The organism is Streptomyces sp. BYX5S, assembly GCF_054724165.1.
The window spans coordinates 4,503,896-4,529,399 of sequence record NZ_CM138829.1; the positions used below are offsets into that span (position 1 = coordinate 4,503,896).

The 25,504-nt window shown below is 73.0% G+C and carries 27 protein-coding genes; 11 read left to right on the forward strand and 16 right to left on the reverse strand.

Annotated features, from left to right (window positions below; all coding sequences use genetic code 11):
* Nucleotides 1-91 precede the first annotated feature (91 nt).
* Entirely contained in the window at nucleotides 92-814 is a 723-nt protein-coding gene (locus ACYBSK_RS20570; protein ID WP_460242788.1) for a TetR family transcriptional regulator, read from the reverse strand.
* 110 nt (nucleotides 815-924) lie between these two features.
* Between ACYBSK_RS20570 and ACYBSK_RS20575 the strand changes: the two genes are divergently transcribed.
* Entirely contained in the window at nucleotides 925-1,713 is a 789-nt protein-coding gene (locus tag ACYBSK_RS20575; RefSeq protein ID WP_460242789.1) for an electron transfer flavoprotein subunit beta/FixA family protein, read from the forward strand.
* Nucleotides 1,714-1,755: 42 nt separating this feature from the next.
* Complete coding sequence (locus ACYBSK_RS20580) at nucleotides 1,756-2,718, forward strand: electron transfer flavoprotein subunit alpha/FixB family protein (protein WP_460242790.1); 963 nt, start codon at nucleotides 1,756-1,758, stop codon at nucleotides 2,716-2,718.
* A gap of 33 nt (nucleotides 2,719-2,751) precedes the next feature.
* Here ACYBSK_RS20580 and ACYBSK_RS20585 read toward each other — a convergent pair whose 3' ends face one another.
* The gene (locus tag ACYBSK_RS20585; protein ID WP_460242791.1) at nucleotides 2,752-3,315 is read right to left on the reverse strand and encodes a hypothetical protein; all 564 of its coding nucleotides are present in this window, start codon (nucleotides 3,313-3,315) and stop codon (nucleotides 2,752-2,754) included.
* Between the two features lie 167 nt (nucleotides 3,316-3,482).
* Nucleotides 3,483-3,935: a cyclic nucleotide-binding domain-containing protein gene (locus ACYBSK_RS20590; protein WP_457478645.1), complete on the reverse strand. Its 453-nt coding sequence runs from the start codon at nucleotides 3,933-3,935 to the stop codon at nucleotides 3,483-3,485.
* Between the two features lie 191 nt (nucleotides 3,936-4,126).
* On the opposite strand from ACYBSK_RS20590, the gene ACYBSK_RS20595 reads away from it, so the two are divergent.
* Both ACYBSK_RS20595 and ACYBSK_RS20600 read left to right on the forward strand, forming a co-directional pair.
* Complete coding sequence (locus tag ACYBSK_RS20595; RefSeq protein WP_460242792.1) at nucleotides 4,127-5,257, forward strand: D-alanyl-D-alanine carboxypeptidase family protein; 1,131 nt, start codon at nucleotides 4,127-4,129, stop codon at nucleotides 5,255-5,257.
* Nucleotides 5,257-5,904 carry a class F sortase gene (locus ACYBSK_RS20600; RefSeq protein ID WP_457478647.1) on the forward strand — a complete coding sequence of 216 codons (648 nt, stop codon included), beginning with the start codon at nucleotides 5,257-5,259 and terminating at the stop codon, nucleotides 5,902-5,904. The genes ACYBSK_RS20595 and ACYBSK_RS20600 overlap by 1 nt, the downstream gene beginning before the upstream one ends.
* 24 nt (nucleotides 5,905-5,928) lie before the next feature.
* On the opposite strand, the gene ACYBSK_RS20605 is transcribed toward ACYBSK_RS20600, so the two are convergent.
* Nucleotides 5,929-6,288, reverse strand: coding sequence for an ArsR/SmtB family transcription factor (locus ACYBSK_RS20605; protein ID WP_457478648.1), 360 nt, complete (start codon nucleotides 6,286-6,288; stop codon nucleotides 5,929-5,931).
* A 127-nt stretch (nucleotides 6,289-6,415) separates the two neighbouring features.
* Here ACYBSK_RS20605 and ACYBSK_RS20610 point away from each other — a divergent pair, with 127 nt between their 5' ends.
* Nucleotides 6,416-7,693 (forward strand): MFS transporter, encoded by a 1,278-nt coding sequence (locus ACYBSK_RS20610; RefSeq protein ID WP_460242793.1) that lies wholly within the window; start codon nucleotides 6,416-6,418, stop codon nucleotides 7,691-7,693.
* Here the strand turns inward: ACYBSK_RS20610 and ACYBSK_RS20615 are convergent.
* The gene (locus ACYBSK_RS20615) at nucleotides 7,673-9,037 is read right to left on the reverse strand and encodes a carboxypeptidase regulatory-like domain-containing protein (RefSeq protein WP_460242794.1); all 1,365 of its coding nucleotides are present in this window, start codon (nucleotides 9,035-9,037) and stop codon (nucleotides 7,673-7,675) included. The genes ACYBSK_RS20610 and ACYBSK_RS20615 overlap by 21 nt on opposite strands.
* A 41-nt stretch (nucleotides 9,038-9,078) precedes the next feature.
* Here ACYBSK_RS20615 and ACYBSK_RS20620 point away from each other — a divergent pair, with 41 nt between their 5' ends.
* A complete protein-coding gene (locus ACYBSK_RS20620; protein ID WP_457478651.1) occupies nucleotides 9,079-9,645 on the forward strand; it encodes a TetR family transcriptional regulator in 567 nt (188 codons plus the stop codon).
* Nucleotides 9,646-9,814: 169 nt separating this feature from the next.
* Here ACYBSK_RS20620 and ACYBSK_RS20625 read toward each other — a convergent pair whose 3' ends face one another.
* Both ACYBSK_RS20625 and ACYBSK_RS20630 read right to left on the reverse strand, forming a co-directional pair.
* Nucleotides 9,815-10,165: an ANTAR domain-containing protein gene (locus tag ACYBSK_RS20625; protein WP_457478652.1), complete on the reverse strand. Its 351-nt coding sequence runs from the start codon at nucleotides 10,163-10,165 to the stop codon at nucleotides 9,815-9,817.
* Between the two features lie 182 nt (nucleotides 10,166-10,347).
* Complete coding sequence (locus tag ACYBSK_RS20630; RefSeq protein WP_460242795.1) at nucleotides 10,348-11,802, reverse strand: MFS transporter; 1,455 nt, start codon at nucleotides 11,800-11,802, stop codon at nucleotides 10,348-10,350.
* A gap of 139 nt (nucleotides 11,803-11,941) precedes the next feature.
* Here ACYBSK_RS20630 and ACYBSK_RS20635 point away from each other — a divergent pair, with 139 nt between their 5' ends.
* Together ACYBSK_RS20635 and ACYBSK_RS20640 are read left to right on the forward strand one after the other, a co-directional pair.
* Entirely contained in the window at nucleotides 11,942-12,394 is a 453-nt protein-coding gene (locus ACYBSK_RS20635; RefSeq protein ID WP_460242796.1) for a MarR family winged helix-turn-helix transcriptional regulator, read from the forward strand.
* A 50-nt stretch (nucleotides 12,395-12,444) separates the two neighbouring features.
* Nucleotides 12,445-13,335, forward strand: a complete 891-nt coding sequence (locus ACYBSK_RS20640) for an LLM class F420-dependent oxidoreductase (protein WP_460242797.1) — start codon at nucleotides 12,445-12,447, stop codon at nucleotides 13,333-13,335.
* 958 nt (nucleotides 13,336-14,293) lie between these two features.
* On the opposite strand, the gene mftF is transcribed toward ACYBSK_RS20640, so the two are convergent.
* Genes mftF through mftA form a run of 6 tightly spaced genes read right to left on the reverse strand, consistent with a single transcriptional unit; the run spans nucleotide 14,294 to nucleotide 19,342 of the window.
* A complete protein-coding gene (gene mftF, locus ACYBSK_RS20645) occupies nucleotides 14,294-15,784 on the reverse strand; it encodes a mycofactocin biosynthesis glycosyltransferase MftF (protein ID WP_460242798.1) in 1,491 nt (496 codons plus the stop codon).
* Nucleotides 15,781-16,512: a mycofactocin biosynthesis peptidyl-dipeptidase MftE gene (gene mftE, locus ACYBSK_RS20650; protein ID WP_460242799.1), complete on the reverse strand. Its 732-nt coding sequence runs from the start codon at nucleotides 16,510-16,512 to the stop codon at nucleotides 15,781-15,783. Before mftE ends, mftF begins: the two co-directional genes overlap by 4 nt.
* Nucleotides 16,505-17,689 carry a pre-mycofactocin synthase MftD gene (gene mftD, locus ACYBSK_RS20655; RefSeq protein ID WP_460242800.1) on the reverse strand — a complete coding sequence of 395 codons (1,185 nt, stop codon included), beginning with the start codon at nucleotides 17,687-17,689 and terminating at the stop codon, nucleotides 16,505-16,507. Before mftD ends, mftE begins: the two co-directional genes overlap by 8 nt.
* Nucleotides 17,690-17,706: 17 nt before the next feature.
* Entirely contained in the window at nucleotides 17,707-18,912 is a 1,206-nt protein-coding gene (mftC, locus tag ACYBSK_RS20660; protein ID WP_460242801.1) for a mycofactocin radical SAM maturase, read from the reverse strand.
* On the reverse strand, nucleotides 18,909-19,214 hold the full coding sequence (mftB, locus tag ACYBSK_RS20665; protein WP_460242802.1) for a mycofactocin biosynthesis chaperone MftB: 306 nt from the start codon (nucleotides 19,212-19,214) through the stop codon (nucleotides 18,909-18,911). The genes mftC and mftB overlap by 4 nt, the downstream gene beginning before the upstream one ends.
* On the reverse strand, nucleotides 19,199-19,342 hold the full coding sequence (gene mftA, locus ACYBSK_RS20670) for a mycofactocin precursor MftA (RefSeq protein ID WP_457478661.1): 144 nt from the start codon (nucleotides 19,340-19,342) through the stop codon (nucleotides 19,199-19,201). The genes mftB and mftA overlap by 16 nt, the downstream gene beginning before the upstream one ends.
* 142 nt (nucleotides 19,343-19,484) lie before the next feature.
* Here mftA and ACYBSK_RS20675 point away from each other — a divergent pair, with 142 nt between their 5' ends.
* Nucleotides 19,485-21,026, forward strand: a complete 1,542-nt coding sequence (locus ACYBSK_RS20675; protein WP_460242803.1) for a GMC family oxidoreductase — start codon at nucleotides 19,485-19,487, stop codon at nucleotides 21,024-21,026.
* 6 nt (nucleotides 21,027-21,032) lie between these two features.
* On the opposite strand, the gene mftR is transcribed toward ACYBSK_RS20675, so the two are convergent.
* Nucleotides 21,033-21,662 carry a mycofactocin system transcriptional regulator gene (gene mftR / locus ACYBSK_RS20680; RefSeq protein ID WP_460242804.1) on the reverse strand — a complete coding sequence of 210 codons (630 nt, stop codon included), beginning with the start codon at nucleotides 21,660-21,662 and terminating at the stop codon, nucleotides 21,033-21,035.
* A gap of 124 nt (nucleotides 21,663-21,786) precedes the next feature.
* Between mftR and ACYBSK_RS20685 the strand changes: the two genes are divergently transcribed.
* Nucleotides 21,787-22,572: an SDR family NAD(P)-dependent oxidoreductase gene (locus tag ACYBSK_RS20685; RefSeq protein ID WP_460242805.1), complete on the forward strand. Its 786-nt coding sequence runs from the start codon at nucleotides 21,787-21,789 to the stop codon at nucleotides 22,570-22,572.
* A gap of 2 nt (nucleotides 22,573-22,574) precedes the next feature.
* A complete protein-coding gene (locus ACYBSK_RS20690) occupies nucleotides 22,575-23,411 on the forward strand; it encodes a phosphotransferase enzyme family protein (protein WP_460242806.1) in 837 nt (278 codons plus the stop codon).
* 51 nt (nucleotides 23,412-23,462) lie between these two features.
* Here the strand turns inward: ACYBSK_RS20690 and ACYBSK_RS20695 are convergent, their stop codons facing one another.
* Nucleotides 23,463-24,377, reverse strand: coding sequence for a Sir2 family NAD-dependent protein deacetylase (locus tag ACYBSK_RS20695; protein ID WP_460242807.1), 915 nt, complete (start codon nucleotides 24,375-24,377; stop codon nucleotides 23,463-23,465).
* A 67-nt stretch (nucleotides 24,378-24,444) separates the two neighbouring features.
* Nucleotides 24,445-25,413, reverse strand: a complete 969-nt coding sequence (locus ACYBSK_RS20700) for an SDR family oxidoreductase (protein ID WP_460242808.1) — start codon at nucleotides 25,411-25,413, stop codon at nucleotides 24,445-24,447.
* Between the last annotated feature and the right edge of the window lie 91 nt (nucleotides 25,414-25,504).

Here is a 25,504-nt window from a genome sequence, read left to right on the forward strand (position 1 = left end):
GCGGCAGTGCCTCGACGCCCTGTCAGCGTATGACACTGAGTGCCAGCCGGTAAAGACACTGAGTACCATAAAGTTGCTTGAGGCGTCGTTCTCAGCCGTCCCGCAGTGCCGACTCCACGCGCTGGATCACCCGCCACATCGGGGCGCCCTTGGTCGCCACCATCACGACCACGTCCTCCTGTTGGGGCACGGCCGCGCCGTCGGCACCCTCTCCCCAGGTGCGGCGGACGAGTCCGAGGGCGTGGTGCACCTTCTCCTCGGCGTCCCCCTCGCCGCCCGAACGCAGCCAGGAGCGCAGGCCGTTGTTGTGCGCGGCGACCACGGAGGCGGCCACCACCTCGGCCCGCAGCGCGCCGTCCGCCGCGTCCGCCCAGCGCCGGCGCAGATACCCGGCGAGCATGCGCTCGTAGCGCCGCACGACCGACAGCTCGTAGGTCCGCAACCCCGGCACCTCTCGGGTCAACTTGTAGCGCTGCACGGAGAATTCGGGGTTCATGGAGTAGATGCGCAGCACCAGACAGGTGGCGTCGCACACCACGTCCACGGCGTCGCTCTCGTCGCTCGCGGCGGCCAGGAACGCCGCCATCTCGGCGAAGCAGCTCTCGTGGTCCGGGAAGACCGCGTCCTCCTTGGACGGGAAGTACCGGAAGAAGGACCGGCGGCCGACGCCGGCCCGCGCCACGATGTCGTCCACCGTCGTCCGCTCGTAGCCACGCTCCAGGAACAGCTGGAACGCGGCCTCGGCCAGCACCTCACGCATGGGTGCCTTCTTCTGTGCCCCGGCCGACCCGGTGCCCTCGCGCGCCTCGCTCATGCCGGGAACGTAACACCGAGCGGCCACCCTTGGCACTACGTACCTTTACAGAGGGAACTGAGCGCCATAGGTTGGCGGGCAGTAGTGGACGATTGCAGTAGGGAGTCGGCGTGAGCTTGAGGATCGTTGTCACCGTGAAGTACGCGCCGGACGCCACGGGCGACCGGGGTTTCGCCGATGACCTGACCGTGGACCGTGACGATGTCGACGGTCTGCTGTCGGAGCTGGACGAGTACGCGGTGGAGCAGGCGCTCCAGATTTCCGAGAACTCGGACGACGACGTGGAGATCACCGTGTTGACGGTGGGTCCGGAGGACGCCAAGGACGCGCTGCGCAAGGCGCTGTCGATGGGCGCGGACAAGGCGATCCACGTGGAGGACGACGACCTGCACGGCACCGACGCGATCGGCACCTCGCTGGTGCTGGCGAAGGCGATCGAGAAGGCCGGCTACGACCTGGTCGTCTCCGGTATGGCCTCCACGGACGGCACCGCGGGCATCGTGCCGGCGCTGGTGGCCGAGCGGCTGGGGGTGCCGCAGGTGACGCTGCTGTCCGAGGTTGCGGTCGAAGGTGGCAAGGTCACGGGCCGTCGTGACGGGGACACCGCCTCCGAGCAGCTGGAGGCGGCGCTTCCGGCGGTGGTGTCGGTGACCGACCAGTCCGGTGAGGCGCGTTACCCCTCGTTCAAGGGGATCATGGCGGCGAAGAAGAAGCCGGTCGAGGCGTGGGACCTGGAGGACCTGGACCTGGAGGCCGAGCAGGTGGGTCTGGAGGGTGCCTGGACGAAGGTCGCCTCCGCGGACGAGCGTCCGGCGCGCACCGCGGGCACGATCGTCAAGGACGAGGGCGAGGGCGGCAAGCAGCTCGCCGAGTTCCTCGCGGGCCAGAAGTTCATCTGAGACCAGAAATGCGTCTGAGACATCGGAAGTTGAGGAACAGTCATGGCTGAAGTTCTGGTCTTTGTCGACCACGTGGACGGCGCCGTCCGCAAGCCCACCCTGGAACTGCTGACGCTGGCCCGCCGCATCGGCGACCCGGTCGCGGTCGCGCTGGGCAACGGTGCCGCCGACACCGCCGCGGCGCTGGCCGAGCACGGCGCGGTGAAGGTGCTCACCCACGAGGCCGCCGAGTACGCCGACTACCTGGTCGTGCCGAAGGTGGACGCCCTCCAGGCCGCCTACGAGGCCGTGTCGCCGGCCGCGGTGCTGGTGCCGTCCTCCGCCGAGGGCAAGGAGATCGCCGCGCGCCTGGCGCTGCGCATCACGTCGGGCATCATCACCGACGCCGTGGACCTGGAGGCCGGCGACGGCGCCCCGGTGGCCACCCAGTCGGTGTTCGCCGCGTCCTACACCACCAAGTCCACCGTGACGACCGGCACCCCGGTGATCACCGTCAAGCCCAACTCCGCCGCCGTGGAGGCCGCCCCGGCCGCCGGCACGGTCGAGGCGCTGACCGTGTCCTTCTCGGACGCCGCCACCGGCACCAAGGTCACCAGCCGGACGCCGCGCGAGTCGACGGGCCGTCCGGACCTGACCGAGGCCGCGATCGTGGTCTCCGGTGGCCGCGGCGTGAACGGGGCCGAGAACTTCTCGGTCATCGAGGCGCTCGCCGACTCCCTGGGTGCGGCCGTCGGCGCCTCGCGTGCCGCGGTGGACGCGGGCTGGTACCCGCACTCCAACCAGGTCGGCCAGACCGGCAAGAGCGTGTCGCCGCAGCTGTACATCGCCTCCGGCATCTCCGGTGCGATCCAGCACCGGGCGGGCATGCAGACCTCGAAGACGATCGTCGCGATCAACAAGGACGCCGAGGCGCCCATCTTCGACCTCGTCGACTACGGCGTCGTCGGCGACCTCTTCGACGTCGTCCCCGCCCTGACCGAAGAGGTCAAGAACCGCAAGGGCTAAGGGAGTTCGAAGCTGCCGCCGCGTCCAGGATCCTCACGCCTCCTGGGCGCGGCGGCGTGCGTAGTGGCCCGCCGCGACGAGTGCCCCGGCGATGAGGGCGCCGCCCAGGGCGAGTTGGGTGACGCTGAGCGTGCCGAGCGAGCCGCCGTCCCCGGCCTTGACGCCGCCCAGTTGGGTGCCGCCCTGCCCGGACACGGTGATGGTCCGGCGTACCTCGGTGCCGTTCTCGCAGATCACGGTGATGGGGAAGGTGCCGGTCCTGGCTCCGGACGGCACCTTGAACTGGCCGGTGACGGAGCCGTGTTGGGTCGCGGTCTCCAGGGGGAACTCGCCCGCGCCGAGGCTCTCCGCGTCCCCCGTGGCGACCAGGTCGTCCTCGCAGGCGGTGGTGCTCGCCGTGACGTTCACGCCGGGCCGCGGGTCGGCGGGCACCAGTTCCAGCCGTCCGGTCGCGTCGCTCGCCGGCGGGCTGTCGGTCCACGCGGTGTCGGTGTCCCAGGCGGGCACGTCGTCCGCGGCCCGCGCCGCGGGGCACAGCAGGCCCCCGAGGGCGAGGGTCGCCGCGGCGACGGCGGCGGTCGAGGCGGTGCGGCCCATGCGGATCCTCTCGGCGGGCCCGGTTGCCGGGCCCCGGTGTGCGGGTGTTCCGCCACCGATCCCACCGCGTGGGCGCGCCGAGCGCCTGTCGAGGCGTCGAGTCGGGTGACCCCGGCGGCTCGGAGGAGCTGATCGGAGGAGCTGAGAAGCAGCCGTGTGCCGCAGTCTCAGATGTGACCGTGGTGCATCCGGTGCGCCTCGGCCAGCTTCATCCGCGCCGCCTCCAGCCGGTGCGCCATCACCTCGGCCACCGCGTGCAGCACCGCCATGCCCAGCCTCGGCTCCTGCTCGCACAGCGCGCGGACGTCCGCGCCGTCGAACTCGTAGGCCCGCACCGGGCTGAACGCCTCCGCGCCGAAGTCCCATTCGTACGGCTGGAACAGCCACGACCAGCCCAGCAGGTCGCCGGGGCCGAGCGGGTCGATGGGCAGGACGGCGCGGTCGGAGACACGGACGTCGAGGGTGACCATCCCGGTCCGGATGATCCAGAACCGGTCCGCCCGGTCCCCCTCCTCGAAGATTCTGCTGTCCTGCGGGAACGAGACCTCGCGGGCCAGCGGCATCAGCCGGTCCCGGTCCGCGTGCGAGAGCCGGTTCAACAGTCGCGTCTGGGCCGTCATGGCGGACCACCTCCACCGTCGTGTCATTCCAGCGTACGTACGTCACGGCGGCGTCCCCGCAGGGGGCCTGTCGCTCGAACAGCCTAATTCGCGGCGATATGCACCGCACCCGGAGCGGTCGTGCCCCGTGTGCGGAGGCCGTATGGCGTACGTGGAGCGCGGCCGGGCGGAGCCGGATCTACGTTTCCGGCATGGCGCCTTTCCTTCGCTTCCGCCCTGCCCTGCGCAGGGCAGCCGTGCCGTGCGTGTGCGCGCTCGTGACCGCGGGCACCGCCGCCGGCTCCGCCAGTGCCGACCCGCCCACGCCGGACCCGCCCGCCCCGCCGTCCGTCTCGGCGCTGTCGTGGGAGGTGATGGACGCGCGCTCGGGCGATGTCCTCGCGGCGAAGGCGCCGCACCGCAGGCTGCCGCCCGCGAGCACGCTCAAGACCCTGTTCGCGCTGACCGTGCTGCCGAAGCTGGACCAGGACGAGGTGCACCGGGCGACGTACCGGGACCTGGCGGACGTCGCCGAGGGCAGCAGCCTCGTCGGCGTCGACCAGGGGAACCGGTACACCGTCGCCGACCTGTGGCGCGGCGTCTTCCTCAGCTCGGGCAACGACGCCGTGCACACCCTCGCCCACATGAACGGCGGCGTCTCCCGCACCGTGGCGCAGATGCAGGCGACGGCCCGCCGGATCGGCGCGCGCGACACCCAGGTCCGCTCCCCCGACGGCTACGACGCGCGTGGCCAGTACTCGTCGGCGCACGATCTGGCGCTGATCGCCCGTGAGGGCCTGAAGAATCCCGACTTCCGGCGCTACATGAGCACGAAGTGGGCCCGCTTCCCCGCGTCCGGCGGGCCGGGGGCGTTCGGCATCGAGAACACCAACCGGCTCCTCGTGGGCTCGCACGGCGTCGAGGCGTATCCCGGCCTGATCGGCGTCAAGAACGGCTACACGTCCAAGGCGGGCTGCACCCTCGTCTCCGCCGCGACGCACAACGGGCGCACCCTCCTCGTGACCGTCATGAACCCGCGGGCCGAGGACTTCAACGCGGTGTACGAGGAGAGCCGCGCGCTGCTCGACTGGGGCGCGGTCGCGGCGCCGTTGCACGACCGGCGGGTCGCGGCGTCGCGGGGCCCGTCGGCTCCGCAGCGGCTGGCGGCCGCCGCGCCGCAGGCGGCGGCGCCCCAGTTGCCCGCGCGGGCCGAGGTGGCCGAGTCGTCGGGCGGGCTGTCCCGGCACCTCGGCGCGGCGGCGGGTCTGTTCGCGCTGGCATGCGTACCGCTGCTGGTGGGCAAGCGGCTGCGTACCCGGCGTCGGCGTCAAGGGAGCCGCTGATGCCTGCGATAGCCGAGGCCGCGCCTCCGGTGCCGCGGCGCCGCCCCACGTGGTCGTTGCTCGCGGCGACGCTGCTCGCTGGGGTGCTGCTCGTGCACCACGGGGTGTCCGGGGACGGTCCGCCGCAGCCCGAGGCGGGCGCCGCCGAGCTGGGCACGAACACGCCGCCCGCCGACCCGTTGCCGGCGGCCGTGCCCGAGCGCATCCGGATCCCGGAGATCGGCGTGGACGCGCCGCTGACCCGGGTCGGACGGGACGCGGAGGGCTGGCTGGACGCGCCGCCGCCGGAGAAGGCGAATCTGGCGGGCTGGTACACGGGCGCGGTGACACCGGGCGAGCGCGGCACGGCGGTGATCGACGGGCACGTCGACAACGCCGAGGGCCGCGCCGTCTTCTACGGGCTCGGGTCGCTCGACAAGGGCGAGCACATCGAGGTCGACCGGGCGGACGGCACGACCGCCGTGTTCGAGATCCACGGCATCGACGTCGTCGAGAAGAAGCGCTTCCCGTCCCGCCGCGTCTACGGCGGGACGGGACTGCCCGAACTCCGGGTCATCACCTGCGGCGGCACGTACAGCAAGAAGACCGGCTACGCGGGCAACGTCGTCCTCTACGGCCTGCTGACCTCGGTGCGCGACCGGACGTGACACCGGGCCGGTCCACGGGTCGGCTCAGTCGTGCGGGGCCTCGCCGGTCACCCGGTGGTCCGCGTGGCTGAGCGCCTCGGTCACCAGGCGGCGCAGGTGTCCGTCGGTGAGGCGGTAGTGCATGTGCCGGCCCTCGCGGCGGGCCTCGACCAGGCCCGCGAGACGGAGCTTCGCCAGGTGCTGGCTGACGGCCGTGCGGGAGGCCGCGACCCGGTCGGCCAGCGAGCCCACGTCCGACTCCTCCAGCGCCAGCAGCCACAGCACGTGCAGCCGGGTCGCGTCCGACAGCAGGGCGAACACCCGGGTCGCCTCGGCGAGTCGGGCGGCGTCGGGTTCGCGCGGGTGGGCGGCGGCCCTGGTCGGGGTCGGATCGCTTGCGGGCATGCGCCCAGCCTAGAGCCCCTGCGCGGGAGCCCTTGTGCGCAGGGCGCGATCGGCGGCAACATACTCGTCATGTGCGCAGGTGCGCACATGACGAGTCGCCGCGAGGCGCGTCTTCGGGAGGGGCCGCATGCTCACGGTTCTGCGCCACCGCGCCTATCGCCGGCTGTTCGGCGCGCAGGTCGTCGCCCTCGTCGGAACCGGTCTGGCGACGGTCGCGCTCGGGCTGCTGGCGTACGACGTGGCGGGCGCGGAGGCGGGGGCGGTGCTCGGTACGGCGCTCGCGATCAAGATGACGGCGTACGTGCTGGTCGCGCCGGTCGTCGGCGCGTTCACCGAGCGGCTGCCGCGGCGCGCGCTCATGGTGGGCTCCGATCTGCTGCGGGCCGCCGTCGCGCTGGCGCTGCCGTTCGTGACGCAGGTGTGGCAGGTCTACGTCCTGGTGTTCGCGCTCCAGTCCGCGTCGGCGCTCTTCACGCCCACGTTCCAGGCGCTGATTCCCGATGTGCTGCCGGACGAGCGCGACTACACGCGTGCGTTGTCGCTGGCCCGGCTCGCGTACGACCTGGAGAGCCTGTTCAGCCCGGCGCTCGCCGCGGCGCTGCTGTCCGTGGTGTCGTACCACCACCTGTTCACGGGGACGGTCGTCGGCTTTCTCGCCTCGGCCGGGCTCGTCGCCTCGACGGCGCTGCCGGAGCGTCCGGCGGCACCCGCGCGGGTGGGCGGGGTGTTCGCGAAGGCCACGGCGGGGATGCGGTTGTTCTTGGCGGTGCCGTCGCTGCGGGGGTTGCTGGCGTTGAACCTCGCGGTGGCGGCGGCGAGCGCGATGGTGACGGTCAACTCCGTTGTGTACGTACGGGACTTCCTCGGGCTGGCGGCGGGGGCGGTGCCGGTGGCGCTGGGGGCGTACGGGGCCGGGTCGATGGTGGTGGCGCTCGTCGTGCCGCGGGTGGTGGAGCGGGTGGGTGAGCGGGCGGTGATGGTGCGCGGGGCGCTGTCGCTCGGTGGGGTGTTCGCCGGGCTGGGGCTCATCACGGCGGTGGGGAGCGGGAGTTGGCGGGTCCCGGCGCTGCTCGTGGTGTGGGTGGCGTTCGGTGGGGCGTGCTCGATGGTGCTCACGCCGGTGGGGCGGGTGGTGCGGTGGGGGGTGCCGGCGGGGATGCGGGGGGCCGCGTTCGCGGCGCAGTTCTCGCTGTCGCATGCGTGTTGGCTGGTGGCGTATCCGCTGGCGGGGTGGCTGGGGGTGTGGGGTGGGCTCGGGGCGGCGGTGGGTGGGTTGGGAATGGTCGCGGTGGGGGCGGGGGGCGCCGGCGCGAGGCTTTGGCCGGGTGGGTCGGTGCGGCGGTCCGTGAGCGACGCCACGGGGCTCCGCCCCGGACCCCGCTCCTCAATCGCCGGAGGGGCTTGATCTGGCCGACGCTCGCGGCATGAGCACGGCGTCCTCGCGGGCGCGCAGGCTGAAGTCGGCGACGGCCGGGGCCCCGGGGCGTACGAGGATGCGCTGCGCGTCGGGGTGCCTGCCGGGGGCCGAGGCCACGAGGCTGAGGTGGCCCTCCGGCAGGCCCGCGACCGCGTAGCGGCCCTGGTCGTCGGTGAACGTGGAGAGGAGTTGGCGTCCGCGGCCGTCGAGGACGACGACGGCCGCGCCGCGCAGCGGCTTCGGCCCCTCGCCCGTGACCGTGCCGGTGAGGGCGGGTTCCGGTTCGCCGAAGTGGTGGGCTTGCGTGGACAGTGCCGTGGGGACGGGGGTCTCGGCGGCCGGGTCGTCGAGCGGCGGCGCCCCGGGCTCCGTGGTGTCGCGGTGCCGCAGCCAGTCGAGGCCGAGCAGCGCGAGGCCCGCTGTGATCCAGCCGCACAGTACAAGGAGCGGCTTCAGCACGCCCGCCCCGCCGAAGTAGAGGACGCCGCGCAGCGCGTCGACGGCGTTCGCGAGCGGCATCACGGCGTGCACGTGCTGGTAGAACTCGGGCAGCAGCGGGGCGGGCACCGCTCCCCCGCTGGTCGGGATCGACATCACGATGAACAGGGTCATGCCGACCGCGGGCAGGAACTGCCGGGTGAACGGCGCGAGTCCGGAGGCCACGGTGGCGACCGCCGTGGTGAGCAGGAAGGCGACGCCCAGCACGCCGGGGTGGGCGTCGAAGTAGCCGAGCCCGGCCCCCACCCCGTATCCGACGGCGCTGAAGACGGCGGCGACCAGGGCGATGGCGAGGACCTTGCGGCGACGGTCCAGGGTGACGGCGCGCAGGAGGGTCGTGGCGAGGATGTAGGCGGGGATGTTCCAGGCGATGCCGAAGTAGAGGACCGTCGAGCCGAGCGCGTCCTTGCCGGTCGTCGGCGCCACTTCGTGCACGGTCGGCGGGCTCGTGGTGAGAGCACCGAAGGCGCTGGTCAGGGCCTGTTCCAGGGAGGCGCCGTTGCCCTTGGCGACGTACAGCGCGGGGCGGGCCCCCGTGGCGTATCCGGCCCAGGCGTCGCGGTCGAGGACCGCCTGGCGAGCCGCGCGGGCGGAGTCGACGGCGACGACGTCGAAGCCGTCGGGATAGCGCTCGTCCAGTTCGTCCGCCACGCGGTCGGCCGAGCCCGCCACGGCCACCTCGACGTGGTGCGGTTTCGGCGCGTGCAGGGCCGGAGCGAAGAAGCAGAGCACGCCGAGGAAGAGGACGGCGGGGAACCAGGCGGCTTCGGCGAGCGCGATGGCCGCCGCGCGCAGAGGCCGCTTGTTCTTGTACCGGTCGGAACAGGAATCCATGATGAATGGACGATACATGTACCGTCCGGTACGTTCCAAGGGTGTCCCGAACCGTGAACACCGAGAAGCGCGCCGAACTGCTCGCCCAGGTGGTCGACTACGTGCAGCGCCACGGGCTCGCCCAGTTGTCGCTGGCCCCGCTCGCCGAGGAGATCGGCACGACGAAGCGGATGCTGCTCTACTACTTCGGCAGTCGCGAGCGGCTGATCGCCCGCGCCATCGCCGCGAGCCGCCCCGACGCCCACGCGCTGTTCGACCCGGTCGACGACGTCGAGGCGCTGCGGCGCTCGGCCCACGCGCTGTGGCGGGCGATCACGGTCGGCGAGCAGGCCGGACCGATCCGGATGCTGCTCCAGCTGCTCAGCCTGGCAGCGACCGATCCGGAGCAGTACGGCGCGCTCGCCCGGGAGACCGTCGCGTTCATGGTCGACCCGATCGCGGACGCGTACGTCCGGCTCGGTCACGAAGGCCCCGCCGCTCGCGAGCGCGCGACGCTGCTCGTGTCGGGGCTGCGCGGGCTGTGTCAGGACCGGCTCGTGACCGGTGACGCGGCCCGCACGGACGCGGCGGCGCACCGGCTCGTCGACGCGGCCGTGGGAGCCGGTTAGCGGTCCCGGGTGACGACGCACTGCTGTCGGCGTGAAGATTCCGGGCACGTTTGCGTTAGGGTGCGCGCCCTCGTGTTACTCCAAGAGCTGGAGCCGTCGATGCTGAGGGTGGCGGGTTCGGCAGTGAGCCCGCCCCCGCTTCCCGGCGCGTGCGCCGGGAAGCGGGTCTTCACTGTGGCTCAGGCGAGACGTCTCTCTCGGCCTCCGCGCGCCGCAGGCCGAGCTGACGCTCCAGCTCGGCGCGGATCACCGGATCGAGTGCCTGGGTGCGCGGCCAGTCGACGAGCTGCCGGGCGACCACGCGGAGCTTGGTGTTGCTCCGCATCGAGATCTCCCTCAGCACGTCCCACGCCTCGGCGGGCGGCAGGCCGCCCACCGTGATCACGACACCGATGGCCTGATCGACCTCGGCGTGCGAGGTCACGGCCTCCTCCAACTGCTCTACGCGCAGTTCGAGTTCGGCGACTCGTACCGCCCCGTCACGGGCAGCGTCCGCTGCGCGTCGGCGAGCCGGGAGCATCACGGTGCACCTCCAAGTGCCGTACCTTGAAAAGGAACCCGAGGGAGCTTCTACCACTCCTGCCCGGGGTCCCGTGCGACAACCCTCCAACTGAGCGTAGGGGAACGGTCGCTGGCCGGCATACGTGCGCGGCGCCCCCCGGCCGGGTTCCGGCCGGGGGGCGCCGCGCGGGGCGTGCGTGGTCAGGCGCGCGCCGGGGTCTCGTCGGCCGGGGCCTTCTCCGCTCCGGCCGCCTCGTCCTCGCCCTGCTTCAGCGCGGGGATGAGGGTCGCGACGGCGGCGGACAGCAGAGCCACGCCGCAGCCGATCAACAGGCCGGTGCGGAACCCGCCCTCGGACGGGATCGAGAAGCCGCCCAGGGAGACGGTCATCTGGGCGAGGACGACACCGATCACGGCGGAGCCGATCGTGGTGCCGAGCGAGCGCATCAGGGTGTTGAACCCGTTGGCCGCGGCCGTCTCGGCCAGCGGCACCGAGCTCATGATCAGCGCGGGCATGGAGCCGTAGGCGAGGGCGACACCGCTGTTGATGATGATGCCCGCGAGCATGATGCCCCAGGCCGTCCCCATCAGCGGGAGCGCGGCGCCGTATCCGAGGGCGATCACGAGGGCGCCGCAGATCAGCGCGGTCTTCGGGCCGCGGGCGTTGATCAGCTTTCCGCCGAGCGGCGAGATCAGCATCATCATGACGCCGCCGGGCGCGATCCACAGACCGGCCGCGAGCATCGACTGGCCGAGCCCGAAGCCGGTGGCCTCGGGGAACTGGAGGAGCTGCGGCGCGATCAGCATGAAGGAGTACATGCCGACGCCGATGAGGATCGAGGCGGCGTTGGTGAACAGCACCCGGGGCCGGGCGGTGGTGCGCAGATCGACCAGCGGGTCGCGGGTGCGCAGTTCGTAGCGGCCCCACACCAGGAGCGCGACGACGGCGACGGCGAACAGGCCGAGGGTGGTGCCCGAGCTCCAGCCCCAGTCGGCGCCCTTGGAGATGGCGAGCAGCAGCGACACGAGTCCGATGGCGAGGCCGACGGCGCCGGGGGCGTCGAAGCGCTGGCCCTTCGCGGCGGCCGGGACATCGGGGACGATCGCGTAGATCATCGCGCCGATGGCGAGCGCGAGGACGGCGGAGCCCCAGAACAGCACGCGCCAGTTCGCGTACTGCGCGACGGCCGCGGCGATCGGCAGGCCGATGGCGCCGCCGATGCCCATGGACGCGCTGACGAGCGCGATGGATCCGCTGAGCTTCTCGGCCGGGACGACGTCGCGCAGCAGTGCGATGCCGAGCGGCACCATGCCCATGCCCATGCCCTGGAGCCCGCGGCCGACGATCATCGGGACGACGGACGAGGACAGGGCGCACACGACGGAGCCGATGATCAGCGGCACGGCGCAGATCAGCATCATGCGGCGCTTGCCGATGAGGTCACCGAGGCGGCCCGACACGGGCACGCACACACCGGACACGAGCAGGGTCACCGTGATCACCCATGCCGCGTTCGAGGACGACGTGTCCAGGATTCGCGGCAGTTCCGCGATGAGCGGTGTCACCAGCGTCTGCATGATCGCGGCGACGGTACCGGCGAGCGCGAGGGTGGCGACGATGGCGCCCGACCGACCGCTCGACTGGGGCGCATCCATGAAGGACTCCTCAATCTGTTCAGCGTGTGCAGCAGCATGTGCAGCGCTGTGCATCATACACAGAATATGTATCGTGCATATCGAGTGCGTGATGCATATAACGCTCTGCGATACGGTCGACCCGGGAGGACGCACGTACATGGACAAGCCATCGCACCTGGTCGAGTTCGAGCACATGGTGCTCGGCCGCCATCAGCTCGGCAGTGAGAAGCGCCGCCGTGAGGCAGAGCGCATGGAGCGCAGCGCGTACATTCTGCTGAGCCGGATCCGGGTCCAGGGACCGATGTCGATCGGGCAGCTCAGCGAGGCGTTGATGCTCGACGCCTCCACACTCAACCGGCAGACGGCCAGCGCTGTGCGGGCCGGCCTCCTGGAGCGGATCCCCGACCCGGACGGCGGCATGGCCCGCAAGTTCCGGCTCACCGAGGAGGGCGAGCAGCGCCTCGACCACGAGCGGGCGACGCACATCCAGGAACTGGACAAGGTCTTCGAGGACTGGTCGGCGGACGACGTCGAGACCTTCGCCCAGTACTTGCAGCGCTTCAACACGAGCATCGAACGGCTCAGCGGCCAGCCCTGGCCCCGTTCCTGAAACACCGTCAGAATAATCCGGTTGCCCGCGACACCGGAGGACGGCTGACGATGCGATTCCTGTTCCACTACCCGGAGGCGCACGGACCGGACGGCGACCTGCTCGACGCCGGGCCCGTGCCGGACGTGGCCCGCGCGGCCGAGGAGTTCGGGTTCTCCGGGCTCTCCTTCAGCGAACACCCCGCGCCCGGGGCACGCTGGCTCGACCACGGCGGGCACCAGACGCTCGACCCGTTCATCGCGCTCTCCCACGCGGCGGCGGTGACGACCCGGCTGCGACTGCTGACGTATCTGGCGGTCGCCCCGTACCGCAACCCGCTGCTGCTGGCCAAGCAGGCGGCGACCCTCGACCGGCTCTCCGGGGGACGGCTGATCCTCGGCCTGGGCGCCGGGTACCTGAAGGGCGAATTCCACGCTCTGGGCGTCGACTTCGAGGAACGCAACGCGCTCTTCGACGAGGTGCTCGACGTCCTGCCGCTGCACTGGAGCGGCGAGCCGTTCAGCTACGCGGGCCGGCACTTCGGTGTCCGCGACGCACGGGCCCTGCCGCGGCCGGCCCAGCGGCCGATACCCGTGTGGATCGGCGGCAACTCGCGGCTGAGCAGGCGCCGGGCCGCCGAGCGGGCGCAGGGCTGGATGCCGATGTCCGGGGGGCCGGAGCTGGCCACGACGGCCCGCACGCCGACGCTCGGCCCGCTGTCCGAACTGGCGGGCGCGATCGAGGAGTTGCGCGAGGCCTCGGTGGCGGCCGGGCGCGGCGCCCACGTCGACGTACTGCACTCGTACCGCGAGGACGGGCTCGCGGAGCCGGGCCGGGACGCGGAGGCGTTCGCCGCGCTGGAGAAGGCCGGGGTGACCTGGGTGGCCGTGTCCTGTCCCCACCGCTCGGCGGCTGCCACCCTGGAGTTCCTGGAGGAGTTCGGCACGACGTACGCGGGCTGACCGGGGCGCGAGCGGCGGAACCTCCTGTGGCGTGCGTGACGTCCTGATCCTCGTCACCCCGCACGGCGCACGGAGGAGCGGAGCACGCCCATGGCACACGACGTCAGGCCCTACAGGGGCACGCTGTACCGGTTCACCCTCTGCGTGTCCGTGGTGACCGCCGTGGCCGGTCTCGCTCTGCTCGCCGGGGCCTTCGCGGCGGCGTGGGACGGTTTCGAGAACGTCAGGGAGTACGCGGACCGCAACATAGCCAACGAGGACTCCTATTACGCGTACGCGGACGGCGGCCTGGATCCGTTGCGGTCCGTGGGCGCCGTCGTGGCGCCGCTGTTCCTCGTCCTGGCCCTGATCGTCGTCTCCGTGCTCCACAGCGGGTACGCGGTCGGCAGCGCGCACGCCCGGCGCGACGGCGGGCCGCTGTCCGTCGGCGAGGTGTGGCGGCGCGTCCGGCCGCGGCTGTTCGCCGCCGTCGTCACCAATTTCCTGACCGGCCTCTTCGTGGCCGTGGTGGTGTTCGCGGGCCTGTACCTGTTCGCCATGGTCGACACGCACAAGGTCCCCGGCGTCGAGCCCACGCCCCTCGGCGAGACCGCGTCCTGGCAGTACACACTGGTGGGTTGGGTGCTGCCGATCGCCATCTGGGCGCTCGGCCCGGTGCTCTGGTTCCGGCTGTCGGGGGCGACCGCGGAGACGGTGCTGGAGCGCCGGAACCCGTTCGTGGCGGTGTACCGGTCCTGGGTGCTGACGCGCCGCGCACGCCTGCGCGCGTTCGGCCTGGGCCTGCTGTGCTGCGCGGCGGCCGTGGCCGCCTTCACCGTGGTCCTGTACGCGGCCGGTCCGCTGAACCACTACGCCGGGCTCGGCATGCTGTGGGTGAGCGACGACAACGTGTGGATGACCGGCGTGCTGATGAAGGTCCTGCCCACCGGGCTGGCGCTGCTCGCGTTGCCGCCGCTGGTCATGCCGCTGGTGTGCGGCGGGGTCGCGCGGCTGCACCGGGACCTGCGGGCTCGTGAGGAAGCGGAGAGCGGCTCCGGTGCGTCCGCACGATCCGGGGACGCAGCGCGGCCGTCGAGCGGCCCCTGAGCGCGGACAGCCACACCCCGGTGCCGTACGCGAGGTCGTCGAGGCGGCGGGCGACGGCGTAGCGGACGGGGTCGAGGCCGGTCGGCGAGGCGTTGCGCCCGAGGGTTTCGAGGGCGACGTCGGTGACCGCCGCGACGGCCGTGGCCCGGCGCACGCGGCGCGAGACCAGACAGCCGGCCGCGGTGAGCGGCCACCAGTGGCGGGTGAGCAGCGCCGTGCCCTGCATGAACGCCGCGGCCGAGCCGAGCGCGGTGAGGCGGGCGGCGTGCCCCAACGGCCGCTCGACGCCGCGCAGTTTCCCGGCGTTGCGGACGGTGGCGACGGCCGCGAGGGCGCCCGCCGCGGGCAGCGACCAGCGCCGCTGCGCGAGCAGGGCGAGGAGCATCGCGGCGCTCCACGGGGCGAGGACCGCGGGGGCGATGTTGTCGGGGTGGCGCCGGGCGAGGGGGTGGGCGCCGGTGCCGTAGACGGCCTTGCGGCGGAACCAGTCGGCGAGGTCGACCCGGTGTTCGTGCGCGGCCAGGACGGCGGGTTCGTAGCGGATGCGGCCGCCGTCCGCGGTCAGCCGCCAGCACAGGTCGACGTCCTCCCCCACCCGCATCGCCGCGTCGAAGCCGCCTGCCTTCGTGAGCGCGTCGACGCGTGCGAGCATGCAGGCGCTGGGGACCCAGGAGACGGGGGTGCCGGTGCGTACGGCGGCCGGGTGGCGGCCCAGGTCGAGGGAGGAGCGAGCGCCTTCGTAGCGGCCCAGCCAGCGCTCGGCGTCGGCACCGGGCAGGGCGCTGATGCGGGGCACGGCCATGACGACGGCCGGGTCGGCGAAGTGCCGCAGCAGTGTGCCGATGGTGTCCGGCGCGAGGAGGATGTCCGAGTCCACGAACACCACGTACGGCGTGCCGACGTGGCGCAGTCCGGCGTTGCGGGCGCCACCAGGGCCGACGTTGACGGTGAGCGGGAGCAGGCGCGCCTGGTGGCGGGCGGCGACCTCGGCGACGGGGGCCGGTGCGTGGGAGGCGTCGTCGACGACGATCACCGGGGCGTCAGTGGTGGCGCGGATGCTGCCCAGGAGGCGGTCGAGCCGGTCGGCGCGGTCGCGTACGGGAACGACGTAGGTGACATCGCGCGCTCGGGCGGCCGGGAGCGCGTCGACCACCGGGTGGGCGAGGCCCGTGGCGAGGAGCCGGTCGGCGAGCAGCGCGCCCGCCCGGTCGGACACGCGCAGGGTGCGGCCGGTGAGCAGTCCGCGGGCGCGTGGTGTCAGCCGCAGCAACCGCGTCGGGTGGCCGCCGAGCAGCGCGCGCCCGCCGTCGAGGACGCGGGTGTGCCGGTCGAGGGCGACGACGAATCCGTGCGGCAGGGTCATGCGACTCCTTGGGGTGCGGCCGTCGTCAGGCGGCCGCGCGGGTCCGCGTGGCCCTCGGTGACGAGGCGTACGGCGGTCGACACCATCGCCTCGACCAGCGCCCGCCCTTCCCGCGCGCTCGCTCCGGCCGGGTCACCGAGGACACCGTTCGGGGAGACGTCGCGGACGCCGTGGGCCATGAGGCGCGGCAGGAGCTCGGGCAGGGGGCGGGTGTCGCCGGGGGCCGCTTCCGCCAGGCGTACGTCGTGCGGGGCGAGGTGGAGCATCACGGAGGTCTCGGCGCGGCCCGCGTGGGCGTCGGCGCCGGGCGGGACGCAGCCGAGCCATGCCACGTCGTGCCGCTCGTGGCGCAGCTGGGCGCAGGCGGCGTCGAGGGTGGTGACGTTGCCGCCGTGGCCGTTGACGAAAACGGCGCGGCCTGCCCACAGGGACAGGGAGCGCACCGTTTCGACGAGGACGGCGCGCAGGGCCTCGTGCCCGATGGAGAGGGTGCCGGGGAATCCGGCGTGCTCGCCGCTCGCGCCGTACATGAGGGTGGGCGCGAGGACCACGTTCTCGTAAGGGAGTCGGTGGGCCGTTGCGCGGGCGACCGCCTGGGCGATCACGCTGTCGGTGTGGAACGGCAGGTGCGGGCCGTGCTGTTCGGTGGAGCCGACGGGGACGAGGACCAGGGCGCCATCCGGCACCGTGGGCCAGGTCGCGCGCGCCAGCTCCACGGGTTCAGGCACGCGGGACCCCGAGGGTGCGGGTGAAGCCGTCCGGGATCACCAGGTCGTCGGGGCCCAGTTCGTCGACGCTCGCGTGGCCGAGGCCGAGGACGGCGGAGTCGAGGCCGCCGCGCAGGATGTCGAGGACGTTCTCCACGCCCGCCTGCCCGTTCGCTGCGAGGCCCCACAGGTAGGCGCGGCCGATGAGGACGGCGCGGGCGCCGAGCGCGAGGGCCTTGGCGACGTCGCCGCCGCGCCGCACTCCGCCGTCGAGCAGCACCTCGATGTCGTCGCCGACGGCTTCGGCGATGGCCGGCAGGAGCCGGATGGTGGCGGGCGTGGTGTCGAGGTTGTTGCCGCCGTGGTTGGAGACGGAGATGCCGGCGACGCCCGCGTCGACGGCCCGCTTGGCGTCGTCGACGCGGCTGACGCCCTTCAGCAGGAACGGGCCGCCCCACTCCTTGCGCATCCACTCCACGTCCTCCCAGGTCGGCGGGGTCGTCTGCATCCACTCGCCGTACGCGCCGAAGAAGGTGGGTGCCGGGCCGCCGGGGTCCTGGAGGTTGGGTGCGGTGAGGTCGGGGATGCGGCGGGACCTGGCGAAGGCGAGGAGCCAGCGCGGGTGGGGCAGCACGTCGGGCGCGAATCTCACGGCCGTGCGCAGGTCGATGCGTTCGGGGATCGCCGGGCTGCCCCAGTCGCGGCCGCCTGAGAACGACCAGTCCAGGGTGGCGATGAGCGCCTTCGCCCCGGCGGCCCTGGCGCGCTCCATGCGCCGCACCATGGAGTCGCGGCTGCCCATCCAGTACATCTGGTAGAAGGTGTTCGGATTGGCTTCGGCGACCTCCTCCACGGGACGGCTCGCGAACGAGCTGAGCCCCATGATGACGCCCCGGTTGGCGGCGGCGCGGGCGACGGCCACCTCGCCCTCGGGGTGGACGGCCTGCACACCGGTGGGCGAGATCAGCACCGGGAACGCGGACTCCACGCCGAGCACGGTCGTCGCCAGGTTCCGCTGGGCGTGGTGGCCCACCACCCGTGGGGCGAAGCCGAGTTCGGCGAACGCCCCGGTGTTGTCACTGAGGGTGCGGCCGCGTTCGGAACCGGCGACGAGCGCGCCGTAGACGCTGCTGGGAAGGTACTTCTTGGCGCGCCGCTGGGCCTCGGCGACCGTTTCGAACCAGGGGTTTCTCGCCATCGGCGGCTGTCTCCTCGTCAGGTCGTGGCACCGAGTCCGGCCACGGGGTTCTCGTCGCAGTCGGACACGGGTGGCCGCCGCAGGAGGGGCACGGTGACCGGGCCCGTGCGGTGGGAGTGGTCGCCGGACGGCTTCGGCACGGTGCTGCCGTCGCGCGCGGCGAGGAGCTGCTCCCCGTGGCCCTGGACGCACTCCGGGTCGGGTCCGTCGAGCGGCAACCCGGTGAAGAACTTCGCGGCCATGCAGCCGCCCTTGCAGGTGTCGTAGAAGGCGCAGGACGCGCAGGCTCCGCCGTGCTGCGGCTCGCGCAGCCGCCGGAACAGCTCCGACTGCCGCCACACCCCCGCGAAGCCGCCCTCGTCCCGCACACTGCCCGCGAGGAACTCGTCGTGGATGGCGAACGGGCAGGCGTACACGTCGCCGACGGGGTCGATGAGACACACCACGCGGCCCGCTCCGCACAGGTTCAGGCCGGACAGCGCCTGCCCGTAGGCGGACAGGTGGAAGAACGAGTCACCGGTCAGGACCTCGCCGTCGTGCGCCACCAGCCAGTCGTACAGCTGCCGTTGCTGCGCGGGCAGCGGATGCAGCTCGTCCCACACGTCGGCGCCGCGCCCGGAGGGACGCAGCCGCGTCAGCCGCAACTGGGCGCCGTACCGGTCGGCGAGCGCCTTGAAGTCGTCCATCTGCCCGATGTTGTGCCGGGTGCAGACGACGGACAGCTTGAAGTTCTTCATGCCCGCGTCCGACAGATGGCGCATCGCGCGCAGCGCGGTGTCGTACGAACCGGGGCCGCGCACGGCGTCGTTGACGTCGGCGGTGGCGCCGTCGAGGGAGATCTGTACGTCGACGTAGTCGTTGGCGGCGAGCCCGCGGGCCACGTCCGGGGTGATGCGCACGCCGTTGGTGGAGAACTTGACGCCGACGTGGTGGGCGGTGGCGTAGTCGAGGAGTTCGAAGAAGTCGGGGCGGACGGTCGGCTCGCCGCCGCCGATGTTGACGTAGAAGACCTGCATCGCCTCGAGTTCGTCGATGACGGCCTTGGCCTCGGCCGTGGTCAGCTCGCGCGGATCGCGGCGGCCCGAGCTGGACAGGCAGTGGGCGCAGGACAGGTTGCAGGCGTAGGTGAGTTCCCAGGTGAGGCAGATCGGCGCGTCGAGACCGTACTCGAAGAGGTCCACCAAACGTTCACCGGGCTTGGCGGCCATGGGAGGTGAGGTCACGGTGTCGGGCTCCTTTCGACCAGCATCGACGAGCGGGCCAGGACGGCGAGGGCGCGCGCGTAGCGGGCGGTGTCCGCGTCGTCCGCGCCCGCGCTCGCGCAGGCCGCGCGTGCGGTGGGGGACGTCGGCAGCGCCTGGACGACGGCGAGCAGTCCCCGGTCCTTGAGGAAGGACAGTTTGCGCGTGCCGAAGTGGTACAGCAGCGCGCCGAAGGGTTCGGGCCGGACCGACACCTGGGGGTGCACGTCCCAGGCGCGGTCCAGGTCGAGCGCGGGGGCGGCCACGGTCAGTACACGCCGCACATGCCGTCGATGGAGACTTCCTCGACCAGGTCGTCGGCCTCGACGAGAGGTTCGTCGGCGGCGGGGATCGCGGGTGCGGTGGTCGCCTCGGGGGCGGGGCCGGTGGCCGCTTCCAGCTGTTCGTTCATGCGGAACTCCCTGATACCTGTGGGTGGTTGAGGGTGTGCGCGAACGGAATCGAGAGTATTGGCATGCGATGCCAAAAAGGAAGGGGGCGGACGGCGCCGGGGGCTTGCGCGGCGTCGGCGCGGCACGGTTGGATCCGGTCGCATGGTCCCGACCGCACGCGTGCGCCCCGATGTGCTGGTCGTCGGCGCGGGCGGGTCCGGTGCCGTGCTGGCGGCGCGACTGAGCGAGGACGCCGACCGGAACGTGCTGCTGCTGGAGGCCGGTCCGGTGGCCGCGGCCCTCGATCCGGAACTGCTGGACGCCCGGCTCGTGCCGGGAGCCCGGCCGGGACACCCCGCCGTCGTCTCCCACGCCGTACGCCTCACGCCGCGACGCCCGTGGGCCGTACCGCGCGGCCGCGTCCTCGGCGGGTCCACCACGGTCAACGGCGGCTACTTCGTGCGGGCCCCGCGGGAGGACTTCGACCGGTGGGCCGGGGCGGGGCATCCGGCCTGGGCGCCCGAGCGGGTGCTGCCGCTGTTGCGCCGGATGGAGAACGACCTCGACTTCGGCCCCGGGGAGGTGCACGGCGGCGACGGGCCGATGCGTGTCGCACGCGGCCCCCTCACGCATCCCGCAGCCGCGGCGTTCCGTGACGCCGCACGGGAGTTGGGGTTTCCGGCGGAGGCCGACAAGAACGGCCTGGGCCCGCCGGGTTTCGGCCCGGTGCCCTCGAACGCCGTCGACGGGGTGCGGCGGAACACAGGGCTCGCCTACCTCCCCCCTTCGGTGCGCCGGCGGCCCAACCTCACGGTGCTGGGCGGCTGTCCGGTGCGCCGGGTGGTCGTCGAGCGGGGTCGGGCCACGGGCGTCGAGGTCGAGCGGGGCGGGGTGCGGGAGACGTTCGGCGCCGGGTGCGTGGTGCTGAGCGCGGGGGCGCTCGTCACGCCGCATCTGCTGCTGCTCTCCGGCATCGGTCCGCGTGCGGATCTGGAGCGGGCCGCGGTGCCGGTGGTCCGGGACGCGCCCGCGGTCGGCGCCCGCCTCTCCGATCATCCGCAACTCGTGCTGGACTGGCGGCCGCGCGAGGACCTCGCACCGCCGCCGACGAGCTGGCTCGGCGGCTGCCTGCACCTGAACTCCCGCGCCGGTGCGCAGGATCGCCCCGGCGACATCGAGATTCTCCAGTCGCTGACGCCGATGGCCGGGCTGGCCTCCGGGACGGTAGGGGTGCCCGGTGCGCCGCTGGCGTTCCTCGCCTCCGTGCAGACACCTCACCCCACGGGGAGGCTGCGACTGCGCTCCGGGGACCCGGAGGTGCCACCGTCCGTCGACTACGACTACCTGCGCGACAGCGAGGTGCCGCGTCGGCTGCGCGCGGCCGTCCGGGTCACCGCCGAGCTGCTGGCGACAGCCGCGTTCGCCAAGCTCTCCGGCGGCCTGCTCGACCCGGGGCGCGAGGTCCTCGACGACGACCGGGCGCTCGACGCGTGGGTTCGCGACCACCTCGGCACGGCTCAACACACGTGCGGAACCGTGCCGTTGGGCCCGGCCGTCGACCAGTTCGGACGGGTGCACGGGGTACGCGGGCTGCGGGTGGCGGACACGTCCGTGCTGCCGGACACCCCGCACCGGGGCCCGGCGGCGACCGCCGTGCTGATCGGTGAGCTGGTCGCCGACGCGATGCGGCGCGAGCTGCCCTGAGGGCCGTCAGTGGGGCGTGTCGCCGAGCCCGTCCTCCAGGCGCCGGATCGCCGTGTCCAGCAGCTCGCTCAGCTCCGCCTCCGGTACTGTGAGCCAGTGCTCGTACGCCGTGACGGCCGCGGCGAGCACGGTGTGGCCGAAGAGGCGCGGCAGCGCGTCGGTCGGGGCGAGGCCGAGGCGCCGCGCGGCGAAGTCCGTGACGATGGCGCGCCACGACGCGTAGCGCAGGGTGGCGTCGGCCTGGAGCGTGGGGACGCTCAGGATGAGCCGCATGCGCTGGCGGTGCCAGGGGACGACGGTGGCGTCGAACCGGTTGAAGTCGACGACGGCCGCGCGCAGCGCCGTCATGGTCGCCACGCTCGGATCGGTGCCATTCAACAGGGTCCGGAATCCCGCGAGTTGTTGCTCGAAGTCGCCCCACACGAGGTCGTTCTTCGACGCGAAGTAACGGAAGAAGGTCCGCCGGGCGATACCGGCGGCGCCCGCGATGTCGTCGACGGTCGTGGCGTCGAAGCCCTGCCGCGCGAAGAGTTCGAAGCCGATCCGTTCGAGCTCGGGCCGGGTGGTGGCGCGCGGGCGGCCGCCCTTGGGCGAACGGACGGCCGGTCCGGCCACGCTCCTCGTCGGCGACTCCACATCCGCTCCTTCGTCCGGTGGCCAAGATACCGCCGCCTCACGCGAACGAGGCTCTTCAACTCTTCGGCGGTTGCGGCTATACAGGCGCGGACCCGATGGCCCGGCCGCGCAGGGAGTGGACGACGTGACGGACACCGGCAACGACGACTTCGGCGGGCGCGGGGGTGCCGCTCTGGTGGCGGGCGGCACCGGCGGCATCGGCGCCGCCGTCGTGCGCACGCTGGCCCGGCGCGGCAGCGCGGTCCTGTTCACGTACCGCTCCAGCGAGAAGGCCGCCGAGACACTCACCACCGAACTCCACGCCGAGGGCGCCCAGGTGGAGTCCGTACGGTCGGACTTGTCGGACGAGGACGAGGCGGCGTCCGCGATCCGCGCGGCGGTGGACCGGTTCGGCGCGCTGCACACGCTCGTGTACGCGGCGGGCCCGCACGTGCCGATGGTGCACCTGAGCCGGGTCCCGCCGTCCCAGTACCGCCGCCAGCTCGACACCGACGCCCAGGCCTTCTACAACCTGGTCCACCCGGCCATCGAACCCCTCCGCGAGAGCTGCGGCAACGTGGTGGCGGTCACCACCGCGGCCACCCGCCGCTACCCGGTCCGCGACGGCCTCTCCTCCGGGACGAAGGGCGCCGTGGAGGCGGTGGTGCGGGCGCTCGCTGCCGAGGAGGGCCGCTACGGCGTGCGCCTCAACTGCGTGGGCCCCGGCATGCTCACCGACGGCATCGCCGCCCGCCTCATCGCGGACGGCGAACTCGACGACGCCGCGCTCCGGGTCACCCGCCGCAACATCCCGCTGCGCCGCTTCGGCAGCGCGCAGGACATCGCGGAGGCCGTGGCGTTCCTGGCGTCGGACCGGGCCGGGTTCATCACCGGGCAGCACCTGTCGGTCGACGGCGGCTATACCGTGTGACGATGCGGAACACGGAGGGCTCCCGCGCGGTGGCCGTGACCAGGGCCCTCGCGGAGTCGCTCGGGCTGGCCGCCGACCGGGCGACCGTGCTGCACGACTCCAACAAGCTGACGCTGCGGCTGCTGCCGTGCGACGTGCTGGCCCGGGTGGCGCCGGTCGACGACCAGGTCGCGGAGTTCGAGGTGGAGCTGGCGCGGCGGCTCGGTGCGACGGGGTGCCCCGTGGCCGCGCTCGACCCGCGGGTGGCGCCGCGCGCGTACGAGCGGGACGGGTTCGTGATCACGCTGTGGACCTACTACGAGTCCGTGGCGCCCGAGCGCATCGCACCGGCGCGGTACGCCCACGCGCTCGGACGTCTGCATGCCGGTATGCGCACGGTCGACATGCCGGTGCCGCACTTCACGGAGCGCGTCGCCCACGCGCGGCGGCTGCTGGCCGACCGTGGGCGCACTCCCGAACTCGGCGACTCCGACCGGGCGTTGCTCCTCGACACGCTGCACGGGACCACCCGCGCGATCGGTGAACGGGGCGGCGGCGCCGAGCAGTTGCTGCACGGGGAGCCGCATCCCGGGAACGTGCTCAGCACACACCACGACGCGCTGCTGTTCGTCGACCTCGAGACCTGCTGCCGCGGCCCCGTCGAGTTCGACCTCGCCCATGTCCCCGAGGACGTCGCCGCGCAGTACCCGGGCGTCGACCAGGATCTGCTGCGGGCGTGCCGGATCCTCGTCCTGGCCGTCGTCACGACGTGGCGCTGGGACCGCGACGACCGGTACCCGCGCGGTCGCGAGATGGGGCGTGAGTGGCTGGGCCGGCTGCGGACCGCGACGACCGGCTGAGTACGGCTCCGCAATCAACGGGCCGCGCCCGAGCGGTACTTGTGGTGACGCCTACGGGGTTCGCGGCGGTTCGGACGCCCGTACCCGCGTCACGACCTCCTCCAGCGCGTCGCCCAACGGCAGCTCGATGCGGGTGGCCCAGCGGTCGCCGCGGGTGGGCTGGTTGTTGACGATCAGGACCGGGACACCGGCGTCCGAGGCCTGGCGCACGAAGCGCAGCCCGGACATCACGGTGAGGGAGGAACCCAGCACCAGGAGCGTGTCCGCGTCGGCGACGAGGCGGCGGCAGGCGGCGACCCGCTCGGGCGGCACGTTCTCGCCGAAGAACACGACGTCCGGCTTGAGCACGCCGGTGCCGCAGACGGCACACGGCACCGTGACGAACTCGCGTACGGCCTCCTCGGGGAGTTCCACGTCGCCGTCCGGGTTGACCCGCGCGCTGCGGTGCCGCTCGGCCTCGGCCTCGAACCACGGGTTGGCCTCGCGCAGCCGCCGGTCGACCTCCGCGCGGGTGGTGAACGCGCCGCAGCTCAGACACACCACCCGGCTGAGGCTGCCGTGCAGCTCGACGACGTCCGCGACGCCCGCGGCCTGCTGCAACCCGTCGACGTTCTGCGTGATCACACCGCTGACCAGCCCGGCGTCCGCGAGCTCGGCCACGGCCAGGTGCCCGGCGTTGGGCCGGGCCCGGAGCATCGCCCGCCACCCGAGCTGACTGCGCGCCCAGTACCGCTGCCGGGCCTCCTGACCCCCGGTGAACTCCTGGTACGTCATCGGGATGTGCCGGCGCCGCAGCGAACCGTGCTCCCCGCGGTAGTCCGGAATCCCCGACTCCGTCGACAGACCGGCCCCGCTGAGCACGACGACGCCTCCGGCGCGCACGGCCTCGACGACGGGCCGCAGGTCGGTGGTGGCGGGCGGCAGGTCCCCGGAGGGTTCCCAGGTCAGGGTGGGTCGGGTACGCATATCGGCCAGCTTACGCACCCGGCGTCGTCCGCACGTCCGGAACGGGTGGGTGCGCTCACGCGTGGGCTCACGGGTGGGAGCTCGGTGCGTGCGGCCCGCTCGGGAAACGCACCGCGGCGAGTTCCTCGGAGACCTCCCACACCCGCCGCGCCTCCTCCTCGCTGGTCAGGCGCGAGTAGAGCTTCTGCTGCGCGGGCGGGCCGCCCATGTGCCCGAGGCCGCGCGGCCCGTAGAGGCGGCCGGGCTCGGCGGCCGGGGAGGTCGCCGCGTAGAGCGCGGGAAGCTGGGCGGTGTGGACCGTGCCGACGACGATGCCGCGGGCGGACAGCGCCCGGATGACGCGTACGCCCAGGGTGTCCTTGGCGCGGCCGACCTCGGGACGGGCGGCGAGCAGGTTCGTGGGGGCGACGCCGGGATGGGAGAGGTTGCTGGTGATGCCCCAGCCGTGCGCGCGGCTGCGGCGGTCGAGTTCGAGGCCGAAGAGACCGAACGCGATCTTCGACTGGCTGTAGGCCTTCATGCCGTCGTACGAGCGTTCCCAGTTCAGGTCGTCCCAGTTGATGGCGTTCTGGTTCGCCGCGACGCTGATCTGCGAGGTGACCCGTGCCTGTCCGGCGCGCAGCAGGGGCAGCAGGTGGGCCACGAGGGCGACGTGGCCGAGGTGGTTGGTGCCGAATTGCAGCTCGTGTCCGTCGGCGGTGGTCTGCCGGTCGGGCGGGGTCATGACGCCCGCGTTGTTGACGAGGAGGTGGATCGGGCGGTCCTCCTGCCGGAGGGTCTCGCCGAGGGCCGCGACGGAGTCGAGCGAGGACAGGTCGAGGGCGCGCAGGGACACGTCGGCCCGCGGGGTCGCGCGGCGGATCGTGGTGAGCGCGGCCTCGCCCTTGCTCGGGTTGCGGACGGGCAGGAGCACCTCGGCGCCGGCCGCGGCGAGCCGTCCGGCGATGCCGAGCCCGATGCCGTCGCTGGCGCCGGTGACGACGGCGCGGGTGCCGGTCAGGTCGGGGACGGTGATGTCGATGGGTGTGCGTGGCATGACCAGAGCTTCGAACGGCGCCGCGGCGGCGGCAACCGGTGAAGGGGGGATCGTCAGTCCGTGGTTGCCGCGGTGCGCGGACGGTAGAAAG

Excerpts from the sequence above, each read along its gene's own strand:
- ACYBSK_RS20605 (WP_457478648.1), bottom strand. The coding sequence starts at position 6,288 with ATGCCCGCAAGCGATCCGACCCCGACCAGGGCCGCCGCCCACCCGCGC.
- ACYBSK_RS20625 (WP_457478652.1), bottom strand. The coding sequence starts at position 10,165 with ATGCTCCCGGCTCGCCGACGCGCAGCGGACGCTGCCCGTGACGGGGCG.
- ACYBSK_RS20580 (WP_460242790.1), top strand. The coding sequence starts at position 1,756 with ATGGCTGAAGTTCTGGTCTTTGTCGACCACGTGGACGGCGCCGTCCGC.
- ACYBSK_RS20570 (WP_460242788.1), bottom strand. The coding sequence starts at position 814 with ATGAGCGAGGCGCGCGAGGGCACCGGGTCGGCCGGGGCACAGAAGAAG.
- ACYBSK_RS20595 (WP_460242792.1), top strand. The coding sequence starts at position 4,127 with ATGGCGCCTTTCCTTCGCTTCCGCCCTGCCCTGCGCAGGGCAGCCGTG.
- ACYBSK_RS20615 (WP_460242794.1), bottom strand. The coding sequence starts at position 9,037 with ATGGATTCCTGTTCCGACCGGTACAAGAACAAGCGGCCTCTGCGCGCG.
- ACYBSK_RS20675 (WP_460242803.1), top strand. The coding sequence starts at position 19,485 with ATGGTCCCGACCGCACGCGTGCGCCCCGATGTGCTGGTCGTCGGCGCG.
- ACYBSK_RS20690 (WP_460242806.1), top strand. The coding sequence starts at position 22,575 with ATGCGGAACACGGAGGGCTCCCGCGCGGTGGCCGTGACCAGGGCCCTC.
- mftA (WP_457478661.1), bottom strand. The coding sequence starts at position 19,342 with ATGAACGAACAGCTGGAAGCGGCCACCGGCCCCGCCCCCGAGGCGACC.
- ACYBSK_RS20585 (WP_460242791.1), bottom strand. The coding sequence starts at position 3,315 with ATGGGCCGCACCGCCTCGACCGCCGCCGTCGCCGCGGCGACCCTCGCC.
- ACYBSK_RS20695 (WP_460242807.1), bottom strand. The coding sequence starts at position 24,377 with ATGCGTACCCGACCCACCCTGACCTGGGAACCCTCCGGGGACCTGCCG.
- ACYBSK_RS20610 (WP_460242793.1), top strand. The coding sequence starts at position 6,416 with ATGCTCACGGTTCTGCGCCACCGCGCCTATCGCCGGCTGTTCGGCGCG.
- mftD (WP_460242800.1), bottom strand. The coding sequence starts at position 17,689 with ATGGCGAGAAACCCCTGGTTCGAAACGGTCGCCGAGGCCCAGCGGCGC.
- mftF (WP_460242798.1), bottom strand. The coding sequence starts at position 15,784 with ATGACCCTGCCGCACGGATTCGTCGTCGCCCTCGACCGGCACACCCGC.
- ACYBSK_RS20630 (WP_460242795.1), bottom strand. The coding sequence starts at position 11,802 with ATGGATGCGCCCCAGTCGAGCGGTCGGTCGGGCGCCATCGTCGCCACC.
- ACYBSK_RS20640 (WP_460242797.1), top strand. The coding sequence starts at position 12,445 with ATGCGATTCCTGTTCCACTACCCGGAGGCGCACGGACCGGACGGCGAC.
- ACYBSK_RS20700 (WP_460242808.1), bottom strand. The coding sequence starts at position 25,413 with ATGCCACGCACACCCATCGACATCACCGTCCCCGACCTGACCGGCACC.
- ACYBSK_RS20600 (WP_457478647.1), top strand. The coding sequence starts at position 5,257 with ATGCCTGCGATAGCCGAGGCCGCGCCTCCGGTGCCGCGGCGCCGCCCC.
- ACYBSK_RS20590 (WP_457478645.1), bottom strand. The coding sequence starts at position 3,935 with ATGACGGCCCAGACGCGACTGTTGAACCGGCTCTCGCACGCGGACCGG.
- ACYBSK_RS20635 (WP_460242796.1), top strand. The coding sequence starts at position 11,942 with ATGGACAAGCCATCGCACCTGGTCGAGTTCGAGCACATGGTGCTCGGC.